This window comes from Streptomyces sp. NPDC111628 (assembly GCF_055635195.1).
The window spans coordinates 273856-288345 of sequence record NZ_JBVKBZ010000003.1; the positions used below are offsets into that span (position 1 = coordinate 273856).

Here is a 14490-nt window from a genome sequence, read left to right on the forward strand (position 1 = left end):
GGGGGAGGAACGGGTCATGAGGGTCAGCGTTTTCGGCCTCGGCTACGTGGGCTGCGTGTCGGCCGCGTGCCTGGCCGGCATGGGGCACGAGGTCGTCGGGGTGGACGTGAACCAGGTGAAGGTCGACCTGGTCAACGACGGCAAGGCCCCGGTGGTCGAGGAGCGGATCGGCGAGCTGATCGCCGAGGTCGTGGGCAGCGGGGCGTTGCGCGCCACCGGTGACGTCCGCGAGGCGATCATGGAGAGCGAGATATCCCTGGTCTGCGTGGGCACCCCGTCGGAGCCCAACGGCAGCCTGTGCACCACGTACTTGGAACGGGTCACGGAGGAGATCGGCGCCGCGCTGGCGGACCGTGGGAGGCAGGGCGGGCGGCACACGGTGGTGTTCCGCAGCACCATGCTCCCGGGCACCTGCACGAATCTGCTGGTGCCGATCCTGGAGAAGTACGTCGGCGGCACCGCCGGGGTGGACTTCGGGGTCGCGGTCAACCCGGAGTTCCTGCGCGAGGGCACGAGCGTGCGGGACTTCTTCGACCCGCCCAAGACCGTCATCGGCGAACTCGACCCGGCCAGTGGCGACGCGGTGCTGGCACTGTACGACAGCTTGCCCGGCGAGGTGTTCCGGGTGCCGGTCCCGACGGCCGAGGCGATCAAGTACGCCGACAACGCCTTCCACGGCCTCAAGATCGGCTTCGCGAACGAGCTGGGCGCGGTGTGCCAGGCGCTCGGGGTGGACTCGCACCAGGTGATGGACGTGTTCCTGGCCGACCGCAAGCTGAACATCAGCCCCGCCTACCTGCGGCCCGGTTTCGCCTTCGGCGGCTCCTGCCTGCCCAAGGACCTGCGGAGCCTGGTCCACGCGGCACAGCGGGCCGATGTGTCGGTGCCCATCCTCTCCCATGTGCTGCCCTCCAACTCCGCGCACCTGGAGCGCGCGGTCGAGCTGGTGGAGCGCTCCGGCAAGCGCCGGGTGGGGATGTTCGGACTGTCCTTCAAACCCGGCACCGACGACCTTCGCGAGAGTCCGCTCGTCGAGCTGGCGGAGCGGCTCTTCGGCAAGGGCTACGACCTCAGGATCCACGACGCCAACGTGAGCCTGTCCCGACTGCTCGGCGCGAACCGCGAGTACGTCGAGACCCGGCTGCCGCACCTCGCCCAGCTGCTCGCGGACTCCGTCGACGAGGTCCTCGACCACGCCGAGGTGTGCCTGGTGGGGACCAGGGACCCGGCCGTGCTGTCGGCGCTGCCCCATGGCGGCGGTCCGCTGCTGATCGACCTCATCCACCTTCCCGACGCCGACACGCGCCGGACCGAACCGGGGTACATGGGCCTTGCTTGGTGACACGACGTCTGGTGAAACGCCGTTCGGTGGCACAGCCGGCGACCGGCCGGGGCGGCGCGCCCTGATCCTGGTGGAGAACCTGTCGGTGCCCTTCGACCGGCGGGTGTGGCAGGAGGCGACGACCCTGCGCGACGCGGGATGGGAGGTGCACGTCATCTGTCCCCGGGGCAGCAAGCGGGACACGGAGGCGGAAGCGGTCCTCGACGGGGTGCGCATCCACCGTTATCCGTTGCGCGCCGCCACCGGAGGACCGGCCGGCTACCTGCGGGAGTACGGGGCGGCGCTCTGGCACACTGCCCGGCTGGCCCGCCGGGTCGGCCCGGTCGACGTGGTCCACGCCTGCAACCCGCCGGATCTGCTGTTCCTGCCGGCGCTGTGGCTGAAGAGGCGCGGCGCGCGGTTCGTCTTCGACCAGCACGACCTGATACCCGAGCTGTACCTGTCCCGCTTCGGACGCGGCAAGGACCTGCTCTACCGCGCCGTGTGCGCACTGGAACGGTGGACCTACCGGGCGGCGGACGTCGTGCTCGCCACGAACGAGAGCTACAAGGACGTCGCGATACGCCGTGGCGGCCGCCGCCCCGACGACGTCTTCGTGGTGCGCAGCGCACCGGCGACCGACCGCTTCCAGCCGGTGCCGCCCGAACCGGAGTTGAAGCGGGGCAAGCCCCATCTGCTGTGCTACCTCGGCGTCATGGGACCCCAGGACGGCGTCGACTACGCCCTGCGGGCCCTGGCGAAACTGCGCGACGATGTCGGGCGGACGGACTGGCACGCGGTGTTCATCGGCTCCGGCGACGCCTTCGACCAGATGGTGGCGCTGTCCCGGTCGCTGGGACTCGACGAGCAGGTGCGGTTCACCGGACGCATTCCGGACGCCGACCTGGTGCGCCACCTCTCCACCGCGGACGTGTGCCTCTCCCCCGACCCCCGCAACCCTCTCAACGACGTGTCGACGATGAACAAGGTCCTGGAGTACATGGCGATGGGCCGGCCGATCGTCTCCTTCGACCTCCGGGAGGCGCGGGTCTCCGCCGGGGAGGCCGCCCTCTACGCACCCGCCAACGACGAGGCGGAGTTCGCCCGGCTCGTCGCGCGGTTACTGGACGATCCGGACGAGCGCGCCCGGATGGGCAAGATCGGCCAGGAACGGGTCACCGGACGGCTCTCCTGGCGCAACTCGCAGGCGGCGCTGCTCGCCGCGTACGCCGCCGCCTGCCGTGACCACACTCCGGTGTCGGCGGGCACCCCGGTCCGATCAGGGCTCAAAGCAGGGAGAAGGCCGCGCAGTTGAGCGATGACACGATACGCCTGGTCACGGTCGGGCGAATTCTCCGGCGGCGCCGGCGGCTGCTCGCCGTCCTCGTCGTGCTGGGCGCGCTGGTCGGCTACGGCGTGTCGGTACTGTTCCCGCCGCGCTACACGGCGTCGGCTTCGGTCCTGCTGCCGGGGCCGTGGGAACAGCGCGAGCTGATCACCCAGGTGGAGATCGCGACCAGTTCGGCGGTGGTCGCCCGGGCGGCCGACGAGCTGCGCTGGAACGGGGTGAGCGACAGCGAGCTGCGCGACCGGGTGAGCGCCGAGACCGCCGACGGGAACATCGTCAAGATCTCTGGGACGGCCGAAACCCCGGAGCGTGCGCAGCGGCTCTCCGACGAGGTGGCCCAGCAGTTCGTGACGTACGCGGCACGGATCGCGAGCGGCACCGCCGGACCCGACGAGGCAGCGGGGCCGGAGGCACTGCGGGAGCAGGTGACGCGGACCAACCGCCGCATCACCGATCTGGCCAACGCGGCCGATCCCGGGCAGACCGTGGAGAGCGTCCAGGCCCGCACCGAGCTGGAGAAGCTGCGCAGCGCGCTGCAGGACGCCATGCAGAAACTGGAGGAGGCCGACCCGTCGAACAACCGGGCCGGCATGGTCGTCATGGGTCCGGCGGCCCGGCCGACCGGCGAGGCTCCGCCGACGCGGCTCCAGCTGATCGGCGGCGGCGCGCTGCTGTTCTTCGTGCTCGCCGTCATCGGTCATCTCACCGCGGCGCGGGTGAACCGGCGGCTGCGCTCCGAACCCGAGATCGCCGCGGCGCTGGGAACGGCGCTGCTGGGGACCGTGGACGTACCCGGTGACCGGCGCGCCCACCGGCCGAAGGCGCGCGGCGCGCGGGCCCGGTTCCGGCGGCTGCTGGGCGTCGACGTCCGGTGGGACCTGCCGACCCCGCAGTCCTCCGGCGACGAGGCCGGCCGGCGGCTGCGCTACCGGCGGGTCCGGGCCCGCCTGCGGGAACGGGTGCCCACGGCCCGGCGGCTGCTGGTCGTCGTGCCGGACGACGACGACGTGGCCCGCCGGGCGGCCGGACAGCTCGCCGCCGGGGCCGAGGACGATCCGCGGCTGCGGGTGGTGGAGGTCTCGGTGGCCCGCCCGATGGTGCCCGACCGCGACACCGAGTCCGGGGCCCTGGTCGTGCTCAGCGCGGGCGCCCGGACCGCCGAGGAACTCGCCGGTGTCGCCGAGGCGTGCGCGGACGGCGGGCACGAGGTCGTCGGCGTCGTCGTCGCCGGCGCGGTCCGGGCCCGTCCGACGGGGGCGGCCGACGAGTCCCGGGAGAACGCCGCCGCAGGGGCTGCGGTGCACGACCACGCGACGGGAGGTGTCACATGACGACGGGCACGGCTGCACAGCCGTCGGCCTCCGCTCCCCTGCTGGACCTGCAGGCACTGGTCGTGGCGGTGCGCAGGCGACGGCGCCTGTGGGGCTCGCTGGCCCTGCTGGGCCTGCTGCTCGGCGCGGCGGTGGCGGTCCTGCTGCCGCCCCGGCCGACCGCGGTCACCAAGGTGCTGGTCGCGCACAAGGACGACCAGCCGAACGACACCGGAACACTGATCCGCACGGATGTCGAACTGCTGGACACCACGCGGATCGCCGCCGCCGCCCTGCGCTCCCTCAACTCCCGGGAGAACCCGGAAGACTTCATGCGGGACTACCGGGGCACCGGACTGACCAACAACCTGCTGCAGATCGACGTGACGGCCGACAGCGACGCGGAAGCGGTCGCCCGGGCCAAGGCGCTGGCCGACACGTTCGTCGCGGACCACGTGCGGCGGATGCGGGAGGCCGCCGAGGCCGAGTCCAAGTCCCTGCTGGACCAGCGGGACCGTATGCGCAAGGAGCTCGCCGAGGTCAACAGCGCGATCGGGGACCGCTCACCGGACGACGAACCGAAGGCGTCGGCGAGCATCGAGTCGCTCTTCGCCCGCCGGGCCGAGCTCGACTCGCGGATCGCCGAATTCGACCAGCGGGCCGCGGAAGCGCTCACCGGCACGCCCGAGGTCGTCGCCGGCACGCAGATCGTGGACGCGCCGCACGCGGTGGAGCACTCGCTGCCCAGGGCCGTGGCCACCGACGCCGCCATCGGGCTCGCCCTCGGACTCGTCCTGGGGCTCGCGCTCTCCGCGGTGGGCGCCGTGGTCGCGGACCGCCCCGTGCTGCGCCGGGAGATCGCGGCGAACCTGGGCGCCTCCGTCCTCGCGGAGCTGCGCCGCGGGCCGCGCCGGTCGGCCCGGTCGTGGCGGCGCCGGCGGAGCCGGGCGGCACGTGAGCGGCTCACCACCACGCTGACCCGCGTCGTGCGCGGCTCCGCGGAACCGGTGTCCCTGCTGGAACTGGGCTGTGCGCGCGGCACCGGCCTGATCGCCCTGGACGTCGCCGGAGCGCTGGAGGCGGACGGGCCCGTGGTCGTCGTCGACGGTCTGCCCGGCACGCGGCTCGCGGGCGCCCACCGGAAGTCCGGGGGCCCGACCGTGCTGAGCGGCGAACGGGCCACGGCCGAAGGGCACCAGGGGCGCAGACTCGGCGTCGGCTCGGTGGCGCCCGGCACGGCGTGGACCGACCTGCGGTACCTCGGCAGCCGGACGGTGCTCGTCGTGCGGGCCGGGCACGGCAGCACCGCGTGGCTGCACACCGTGGCGCGGCAGCTCGCGGACCAGCGCATCACGGTGATCGGCGTGGTCCTGATCGACCCCGATCCGCGTGACCGGACCGACGGCACCCTGTGGGACGGCACGCACATCGCGCCGCGCGGCCATGACGAAGGGCCGAGGCGACACAACGGGGCCGGGAGGCTCCGGGCGGAACGGCCGCCGATGCCGGCCGCGACGGTCCCGGACAGCGATCAGGAGGCGCGGTAGCACATGTGCGGCATCGCAGGCACGTACCACTGGCCGGACGGCAAGGCCGTGACCGACCGGCTCACCGAGATCCTCGCCCACCGCGGTCCGGACGGGGCGGGCCGCTACAGCCACCCCGCCGGCGTGGGCGAGGTGCATCTCGGGCACCGCCGGCTGGCCATCATCGACCTGTCCACCACCGGCGCCCAGCCGATGGTCTCGGACGGACTCGCCCTGACGTACAACGGCGAGCTGTACAACGCGCCCGAGCTGCGCACCGAGCTGGAGTCGGCCGGGGTCCGCTTCCGCGGCACCTCCGACACGGAGGTGGTCCTGGAGGCCTGGCGGCGCTGGGGCACGGACTGTCTGCCCCGGCTGCGCGGCATGTTCGCGTTCGCGGTCTTCGACGAGCGCACCGGTGAACTGGTGCTCGCCCGCGACCAGCTCGGCATCAAGCCGCTGTTCCTGCTCCGGCGCGGCGCGGGCCTGGTGTTCGCCTCCGAGCTCAAGGCGCTCGCCGCCGCGACCGGCGGGAAGCTGGAGGTGGACCACGCGGCGCTGGTGGCCTCGCTGCTGTACTACTGGGTGCCGGACTCGCGCTGCGCGTTCCGCGAGGCGGAGAAGCTGCCGCCGGGCAGCTGGCTGCGCTGCCGGCCCGACGGCCGGGTGGAGCGCGGCCGGTTCTGGAACCTGCGGGACGTCGCCGCCGAGGGCCGCGAGCGTGCCCTGAGCGGCGAGCGGCCGGACCTGGCCACCGTCGTCGAGGAGTCGACCCGGCGCCACCTGCTCTCCGACGTGCCGGTGGCGACGTTCCTCTCCGGCGGGCTGGACTCCAGCTATCTGACCGCGCTGGCGGCCCGCGACCGGCCCGGTATCTCCGCCTACACGATCGGGTTCCGCGCCGAGGACGCCAGGTTCGAGGCGATGCCCGACGACCTGCGCTACGCCCGGCAGGTGGCCGAGCGGTTCGGCGTCGACCTGCACGAGATCGAGATCGCCCCGGACGTGCTCGACCTGCTGCCGCGCATGACGTACCACCTGGACGAGCCGATCGGCGACCCCGCCGCGATCAACACGTTCCTGATCTGCTCGGCCGCCCGGGAGGCCGGGGTCAAGGTGATGCTCTCGGGAATGGGCGCCGACGAGCTGTTCGCCGGCTACCGCAAGCACCTGGCCAACGTGCTGGCGCTGCGCTACCAGCGCGTCCCGCGGCCGCTGCGGCGCGGGGTGTCCGCGGCCGTGGGCCGGCTGCCGGTCGCGTCCAGCCGCCGGGGGTACCGGTCGGTGCGCTTCGCGAAGCGGTTCCTGTCCTTCGCCGATCTGCCGCAGGAGACCGCCTTCCGCCGCAGCTACACGATGTACGACCGTCAGGAGCTGCTCGGCCTGATCGATCCGGATCTGGCGGGCACGGTCGAGGACGTGCTGACCGAGCATGCGGACGTCTACGAGGACAACGACCTCGACGACTTCGTGAACCGCATGTGCCTGGCCGACGCTCGGATGTTCCTGCCGGGCCTGAACCTCGCCTACACGGACCGCTCCAGCATGGCCGCGTCGACCGAGGTGCGGGTGCCGTACGTGGACGTCGAGGTGGTGAAGGCGGCGTTCGCCGTGCCCGGTGAGCGCAAGATCGTCGGGCGGCAGGGCAAGGCAGTCCTGAAGGAGGCGGCCACCTCGGTCCTGCCCCGGGAGATCGTGTACCGGCCCAAGGGCCTGTTCAGCGCCCCGCTGCGGGCCTGGATGAGCCGCGACCTGGCGCCGCTGGTGCGCGAGGTGGTGAACGACGGCGAACTGGTCCGGTCCGGGTTCCTGCGCCGGGACGCGCTGCGGCGGCTCGTCGCCGAGGACGCCGCCGGGCAGCGGGACTTCTCCAAACACCTGTGGCACGTGCTGACCCTCGAGTACTGGTACCGGGGCGCGACCTCCGGGTCCGGCCACCACTCCTCGTCGACGGCGTAGCGCCTCAGCACCTCCCCCACCCCTCAGCACCTCCCCCGCACCACGACCGGCAGAGAGACAAGAGGACCTTCGGTGAAACAGGTTGTGCAGAACTACAAGAGCGGCGAGCTGGCGCTGCTCGACGTGCCGGTGCCGGGCTGCAAGCCGGGCGGCGTGCTGGTGCGGACCGCCTACTCCCTGATCTCCACCGGCACCGAGCTGATGAAGGTGTCCGAGGCCGGCATGTCGATGCTGGGCAAGGCGAGGTCCAGGCCGGACCAGGTGGCCAAGGTCGTGCAGAGCGTGGCCACCAACGGGGTGCCCGCCACCTATCGCAAGGTGATGGGCAAGCTGGACTCCTACACGCCGCTCGGCTACTCGCTGTGCGGGGTGGTCGAGCAGGTCGGCGAGGGGATCGACGACGTGAAGGCCGGCGACCTCGTGGCCTGCGCCGGCAACGAGCACGCCCTGCACGCCGAGCTGAACTGGGTGCCGAGGAACCTGTACGCCCCGGTGCCGGACGGTGTCGCGCCGCGGGACGCGGCCTTCGGCACCGTCGGTTCGATCGCGTTGCAGGGCGTCCGCCAGGGCGAGTCGCGGCTCGGCGAAACGGCTCTGGTCATCGGGCTCGGGCTGATCGGCCAGCTGGTGGTGCAGCTGCTCGTCGCCTCGGGTGTCCGGGTGGTCGGGGCCGACCCCGACGCGGAACGCTGCGAGCTGGCCGAGCGGCTGGGTGCCGCCGCCTGCGGCGATCCCGCGTCCCCGGCCGTGGAGAGTGCCGTCGCCGAACTCACCGACGGCCACGGCGTGGACCAGGTGTACCTGGCCGCCGGCGGCGGCAGCAACCAGCCCGTCGAGCTGGCCGCGCGGCTGTGCCGGGACCGCGGCCGGGTCGTCGACATCGGCAAGTGCCGCCTGGACCTGCCGTGGAACGCGTACTACGAGAAGGAGCTCGACGTCCGGTTCTCCCGCTCCTACGGCCCGGGTCGCTACGACCCGGAGTACGAGCTGGAGGGGCGGGACTACCCGATCGGCTACGTGCGCTGGACCGAGCGGCGCAATCTTGCGTGCTTCCTCGACCTCGTCGCCCGGGGCCGGGTCGACGTGGCGCCGCTGATCACCCGTACCGCCGACTTCGACGACGCGGTCGAGACGTACCGGAGCCTGGAGGACGGCGCCCTCAAGGCCGTCGCCGTGCTGTTCCGGTACCCCGGGCAGCCCGACGGGGAGGCACCGGCCGAGGCACCGGCGGTGACGGTGCCCGCGGTGCGGCGCGGCGGCAGAGCGTCCGCCCCGGCACGGGCCGCCCGGACACCGGTGCGGCTGGCGTTCGTCGGCGCGGGGAACTACGCGACGTCGATGCTGCTGCCGCATCTGGCACGGCGCGAGGGCGTCGAGCTGTCGACGGTCGTCACCACGACGGCGCTGTCCGCGGCCAACGCGCAGCGCAAGTTCGGGTTCAGGGAGGCGACCACCGATCTGGACGCCGTGCTCGGCGACGCGTCCGTCGACGCGGTGTTCGTGGTCACCCGGCACAGCTCGCACGCCGAACTGACCCGCAAGGCGCTGCTGGCCGGCAAGGCCGTGTTCGTGGAGAAGCCGCTGGCGCTGACCGGGGAGGAGCTGACCGGAGTGCTCGCGGCGGTGGAGGAGTCCGGCAACGACCGGGTGCAGGTGGGCTTCAACCGCCGGTTCGCGCCCCTGCTCCAGGAGGCCAGGAAGCGGTTCGGCGCCCGCAGCGGGCCGGCGAGCCTGCGCTACCTCGTCAACGCGGGGCGCCTCGACCACGGCAGCTGGTACCTCCAGCAGGGCACCGAGGGCTCGCGGTTCGCCGGTGAGGGCGGGCACTTCGTCGACACGGCGAGCTGGCTGCTCGGGGCCGACCCGGTCTCGGTGTACGCGCTCGCCCCGTCCGGCAACGAGGATCTGCAGGTCGTGCTGGGCTACCCGGACGGGTCCACCGCCACCCTCAGCTACGTCACCACCGGCGCGGCCGGTTTCCCCAAGGAGACGCTGGACCTGGTCGCGGACGGCAAGGTGCTGCAGCTCGACGACTTCGTCCGCAGTTCGGTCTACGACGGCCGCAAGCGGTGGGTCAGTTCGCGGCTGCCCAAGGCCCGGGACAAGGGTCAGTCGGCCGAACTGGCCGCGTTCGTCCGGGCGGTGCGGACCGGCGGGCCGATGCCGGTGCCGCTGGAGTCGCTGGTCGCCACCACGGCGGCCACCCTCGCCGTGCGGGCCGCTCTGGCCGGCGGCGCTCCGGTGACCCTGGCGGAGGCGCGATGACGGTGACCCCGGGGAGTGCGGGCTGGTACCTGCGGCGGCTGTCCCGGATGGGGCCGCGCGAGGTGGGCGGCCGGGTGGGCGACACGGTGCGCAGGCGACGGTGGCGGTCGGCGCGGCCACAGGCCCCGAGCGTGACGGGGGCCCGGTTCACCGCGGTCCTGCCCCCCGGGACGGTCGCCGCGGTGCCGCCGGACGCCGCGAAGCGCCTCGTCGCCGAGGCGGACCGCCTGCTGGCCGGGCACGTCGAGTACTTCGGTGTGCTCCGCGACGACCTGGTCGATCCGGACTGGTGGTTCGACCCGAAGACCGGGCGCCGGGCGCCGTCGGGCTACGCCTTCGACGTGCCGTACCGCGACGAGGACGCGGTCGGGGACATCAAGCAGATCTGGGAGCCGTCCCGGCACCAGTACCTCACCGTGCTCGCCGCCGCCTACGCGGTCACCGGCGACGAGCGGTACGCCGAGCGCGTGGCCGGGCACCTGCGGTCGTGGTGGGCGTCCAACGCGCCGCTGCGCGGGGTGCACTGGGTCAGCGCCATCGAGCTGGGGATCCGGCTGCTGTCCTGGGTGTGGATCCGCCGGCTGCTCGACGGCTGGCCGGGCGCGGCCGCGCTCTTCGAGGACAACCCGGCGGCGCTGGAGCAGATCTGGCACCACCAGCGCTGGCTGGCCGCCTTCCCCAGCCGGGGTTCGTCGGCGAACAACCACGTCGTGGCGGAAGCCGCCGGGCAGTTGGCCGCGGCCTGCTCCTTCGGGTGGTTCCCCGAGTCGGCACGGTGGCGGGAGGACGCGCTGCGGTCGCTGGAGCGGCACCTGCGCGGCAACACGTTCCTCTCCGGCCTCAACCGGGAGCTGGCCACCGAGTACCACGGGCTCGTGCTGGAACTCGGCCTGGCCGCGGTGGCGGAGGCGGACGCCGCGGGTGTGCCGGTTCCCACGACGGTCCGGCTGGTGCTGCTGCGGATGACCGACGCGCTCGCCGCCGTCGTGGACGACCGCCTGCGGCCGCCACGGCAGGGGGACGCCGACGACGGCTACGGCCTGGTGGTGGACGGCGCGGGCACCGACCGCTGGGGCTCGCTGCTCGCCACCGGGGAAGCCGTGTTCGGGTCGCTTCCCTGGTGGCCGAAGGTGATTGGCACGGATGTGCGCACCCCGCTGCTGGCGGCGCTGGTCCGGCCGTACGGCAGGGACGGAGCGGGCCGGGCCGCGGCCCGCCCGGCGCGCAGGCCGGCCCACTTCGCGGACGCGGGGCTCACGGTGCTGCGCGGCCCCGGCGGGATCTGGTGCCGCTGCGACGGCGGTCCACACGGCTTCCTGTCCATCGCCGCGCACGCCCACGCGGACGCGCTGTCGGTGGAGGTCCGGCACGACGGGGTCGACGTGCTCGCCGACCCGGGGACGTACTGCTACCACGGACAGCCCGTGTGGCGCGGGTACTTCCGCTCGACGCTCGGCCACAACACCCTGGAGCTGGACGGCACCGACCAGTCCGTCTCCGGCGGCCCGTTCCTGTGGACCCGGCAGGCCCGCACCCGGCTCCTGGCCGTGGACACGTCCGACGAGAGGGTGTCCCGCTGGTGCGCCGAGCACGACGGGTACGGGGACTCCGTACACCGCCGCCGGGTGGAGCTGACGGCCGCGAGCCGGGAGCTGCGGGTGGTGGACGAGGTGCGCGGCCCGCGCCGGTCCGTGCGTCTGGCGTTCCACCTCGGCCCGGCGATCGCCGCGGACCTGGTGGGCAGCCGCGCCGCTCTCACCTGGACCCGGGACGGCGAGGAACGCTCCGCGGTGCTCGACCTGCCCGGCGGGCTGTCCTGGCGGGCGTATCGCGGGGAGACCGAACCGCCGCTGGGCTGGTACTCCCCCGGCTTCGGGCGCAAGGAACCGGCCACCACCCTGGTCGGCACCGGTTTCACGGACGGCGCACAGGAGTTCACGACCGTACTCGGCTTTCGCGGCTAGGCGGGGAAGGAGGGAGGACGCATGGGGATCAGGTGGCGGAGCGGGGCCGTGTCGGCCGCGGCGTCGCTGGCGCTGGCGCTGCTGGCGGCCGGCTGTGTCGGCACGCCGGACGACGACACCGAGGCGCCGGAGCCGACCGCTCCGTCCTCCGCCTCCGGGGCGCGGGACGTGGCCCGGGTGTGCGAGAAGCCCGCCGCCGGACCGGCGAAGGCGCCGGCGGGTGCGGTGACCGTCGATCCGGCGGTCGTCGGCGACTTGGCCGACAAGACCCGCAACAGCCCCGCCCACACGACCTTCTGGCTCCGGCCGGGCAAGCACCGGCTCGCGTCCGACCGCTACTCCCAGGTCGTCCCCAAGGAGGGGAACCGCTACCTCGGCGCGCCGGGCGCGGTGCTCGACGGCGGGAAGACCAACCAGTACGCGTTCGGCGGCACGGCGTCGGACGTCACGATCAGCCATCTCACCGTGCAGGATTTCGACGCGCCGCACGACGAGGGTGTGGTCAACCACGACTCGGCCGACGGCTGGGTGATCGAGCACGCCACGATCCAGCGGAACTCCGGCGCCGGGCTGATGGCCGGTGACCGTCAGGAGGTCCGGGCCAGTTGTCTGCGCGACAACGGCCAGTACGGCCTCAACGCGTACAAGGGCGACGGCATCATCAACGACCTCGTGCTCGAGGGCAACGAGATCACGGGCAACAACACCGGCGACTGGGAGCGCAAGCGGCCGGGCTGCGGCTGCACGGGGGGCGTCAAGTTCTGGGCCGTCCAGGGCGCCGACGTACGCGGCAACTGGGTGCACCACAACCGCGGGACCGGCCTGTGGGCGGACACCAACAACAACGACTTCCTCATCGAGGACAACGTGCTGGAGGGCAACGACGGTGCCGCGCTGATCTACGAGACCAGCTACAACGCGATCGTCCGCGACAACACCATCCGGCGCAACAACTGGGTCGAGGGCCGCGAGAACTCCGACGGCGGCGACGACTTCCCGTACGCCACCGTCTACATCTCCGAGTCGGGCGGCGAACCCCGGGTCGAGGCGCGCACGGACAAGATCGAGATCTACCGGAACGTGCTCGAGGACAACTGGTCCGGCATCACCCTGTGGGAGAACGCGGACCGGTTCTGCAACAGCCCGGCCAACACCTCCTCGGGCGACTGCACGTTGCTGGTGGAGGACGTGGACCGCTGTGCGCGCCCGGCGATCGCGACCGCACCGCTGTACGCGGACTGCCGGTGGAAGACCCAGCGGGTGGACATCCACGACAACCGCTTCACCCTGGACAAGACGGTCGTCGAGTGCACGGACAAGTGCGACCGGATGGCGCTGCTGGCCAACTACGGCACCTATCCGGACTGGTCGCCGTACCAGGGCGAGCGGGTGGCCGAGGCCGTCACGCTCCGGCAGCACAACCGCTGGCACGACAACGTCTACGTCGGACCGTGGAAGTTCGTCGCCCACGACCCGAGCGGGGTGCTCGACTTCGGGCAGTGGCAGGGCGCGCCCTACCGGCAGGACGCGGACAGCACCCTGCGTGCCCGGGACGGGGGTTGAGATGGCGACCGAGCGCACGCCGAAGCTGGTCGGGACGGTCTGGGGGCTGCTGGTCCTCAACACGCTCGGCTCCACGGGGGCGGAGACCGTCGTCCCGCTGCCCCGCTCGCTCATCCAGATGGTCACCATGGGCGCGCTGGCCGTCGCGTTCTCGCTGGCACTCGCGCTCAATCTCGGGCTGCGCGTGCGCGCGAGCGCCTTCCTGCTCCTGCTCACCCTGCTGCTGGTGCCGAGCGTGATCTCCAGCGCGGACCTGGAGTCCGGCTTCGGCGCGCTGTTCCGCTGTGCCCGGCTGGCCCTCTTCGTGGGCACCCTGTGGCTGCTCAGTCGCTGGTGGGACGGCGGCCCGACGTTCGTCCGGCTCCACATCCGGATGTACTTCGTGGTGCTCTGCACGGTGGCCGCGGGCGCGCTCGTCTCACCGGGTGCGGCCATGCCCGACCTGTACGGCGGGCGGCTGGTCGGCGCCCTGTGGCCGCTCACCCCGCCCCAGATCGGCCAGTACGCCGCGGTGATCATCGGCCTCGCCCTGCTGCTCGTGCTGAGCCGCCAGACCGACCGGCGCAGCGCGGCCCTGGTGATCGTTCCGTCCCTGCTGCTGCTGGTGCTGACCCATACCCGCACGGCCACTCTCGGTCTGCTCGTCGGCCTGACGCTCGCGATCGGCTCGCTCGCCCTCACCAGCGCCGCCGCCCGCCGGTTCTTCTCCTGGGCGGTGCTGTGCGCGGCGGTGGCCGCGGTGGCGTTCGCCTCGGCGCTGCACGCGTGGTTCCTGCGCGGTCAGAGCGAGGAGAACTTCAGCAATCTCACCGGCCGGGCCAAGGTCTGGGACGCTCTGCTGGCGGCGCCCAGGTCGGCCGGCGAGAAGGTGTTCGGCATCGGTCTGGGCGACAAGTCGTTCGACGGGCTGCCGATCGACAACAGCTGGCTGGCCGTCTACCACGAGCAGGGTCTGGTCGGCGTCGGTCTGGTGGCGGCGGTCCTCCTCGTGCTGGGCGGCGTCGCGTTGCTGCGGCCGCCGTCACCGGCGCGGGCCTGCGCGATCTTCCTGATCAGCTACTGCGCGCTCGCCTCGTACACCGAGGCGGGGCTGGGCGACGCCTCGCCGTACCTGCTGCATCTCGCCGTGGCCGCCTCGCTGCTGGCCTCGCCCGCCGCGGCCACGCCCCTCGCGGCGCCCGCACCCCCTCGCCGACGCGTCCCGCGCTGGGCCCGCACCCCGGAGGTGACCTGA

At 73.0% G+C, this 14490-nt stretch carries 9 protein-coding genes; all 9 read left to right on the forward strand.

From position 1 onward, the window contains the following. Positions 1–16 precede the first annotated feature (16 nt). The 9 genes from ACZ7MF_RS16165 to ACZ7MF_RS16205 all read left to right on the forward strand — a co-directional run bounded on the left by ACZ7MF_RS16165 (position 17) and on the right by ACZ7MF_RS16205 (position 14490). Positions 17–1342 (forward strand): nucleotide sugar dehydrogenase, encoded by a 1326-nt coding sequence (locus tag ACZ7MF_RS16165; RefSeq protein ID WP_471477446.1) that lies wholly within the window; start codon positions 17–19, stop codon positions 1340–1342. Beyond that, positions 1332–2636, forward strand: coding sequence for a glycosyltransferase family 4 protein (locus tag ACZ7MF_RS16170; protein WP_471477447.1), 1305 nt, complete (start codon positions 1332–1334; stop codon positions 2634–2636). The genes ACZ7MF_RS16165 and ACZ7MF_RS16170 overlap by 11 nt, the downstream gene beginning before the upstream one ends. Then, a complete protein-coding gene (locus ACZ7MF_RS16175; RefSeq protein WP_471477448.1) occupies positions 2633–4000 on the forward strand; it encodes a Wzz/FepE/Etk N-terminal domain-containing protein in 1368 nt (455 codons plus the stop codon). The genes ACZ7MF_RS16170 and ACZ7MF_RS16175 overlap by 4 nt, the downstream gene beginning before the upstream one ends. Beyond that, a complete protein-coding gene (locus ACZ7MF_RS16180) occupies positions 3997–5526 on the forward strand; it encodes a Wzz/FepE/Etk N-terminal domain-containing protein (protein WP_471477449.1) in 1530 nt (509 codons plus the stop codon). The genes ACZ7MF_RS16175 and ACZ7MF_RS16180 overlap by 4 nt, the downstream gene beginning before the upstream one ends. A 3-nt stretch (positions 5527–5529) precedes the next feature. Further along, a complete protein-coding gene (asnB, locus tag ACZ7MF_RS16185; protein WP_471477450.1) occupies positions 5530–7464 on the forward strand; it encodes an asparagine synthase (glutamine-hydrolyzing) in 1935 nt (644 codons plus the stop codon). A gap of 72 nt (positions 7465–7536) precedes the next feature. Then, positions 7537–9729, forward strand: a complete 2193-nt coding sequence (locus ACZ7MF_RS16190; protein WP_471477451.1) for a bi-domain-containing oxidoreductase — start codon at positions 7537–7539, stop codon at positions 9727–9729. Further along, positions 9726–11693 carry an alginate lyase family protein gene (locus tag ACZ7MF_RS16195; protein WP_471477452.1) on the forward strand — a complete coding sequence of 656 codons (1968 nt, stop codon included), beginning with the start codon at positions 9726–9728 and terminating at the stop codon, positions 11691–11693. Before ACZ7MF_RS16190 ends, ACZ7MF_RS16195 begins: the two co-directional genes overlap by 4 nt. A gap of 21 nt (positions 11694–11714) precedes the next feature. After that, positions 11715–13256, forward strand: coding sequence for a right-handed parallel beta-helix repeat-containing protein (locus tag ACZ7MF_RS16200; RefSeq protein ID WP_471477453.1), 1542 nt, complete (start codon positions 11715–11717; stop codon positions 13254–13256). A 1-nt stretch (position 13257) separates the two neighbouring features. Then, entirely contained in the window at positions 13258–14490 is a 1233-nt protein-coding gene (locus ACZ7MF_RS16205; RefSeq protein WP_471477454.1) for an O-antigen ligase domain-containing protein, read from the forward strand.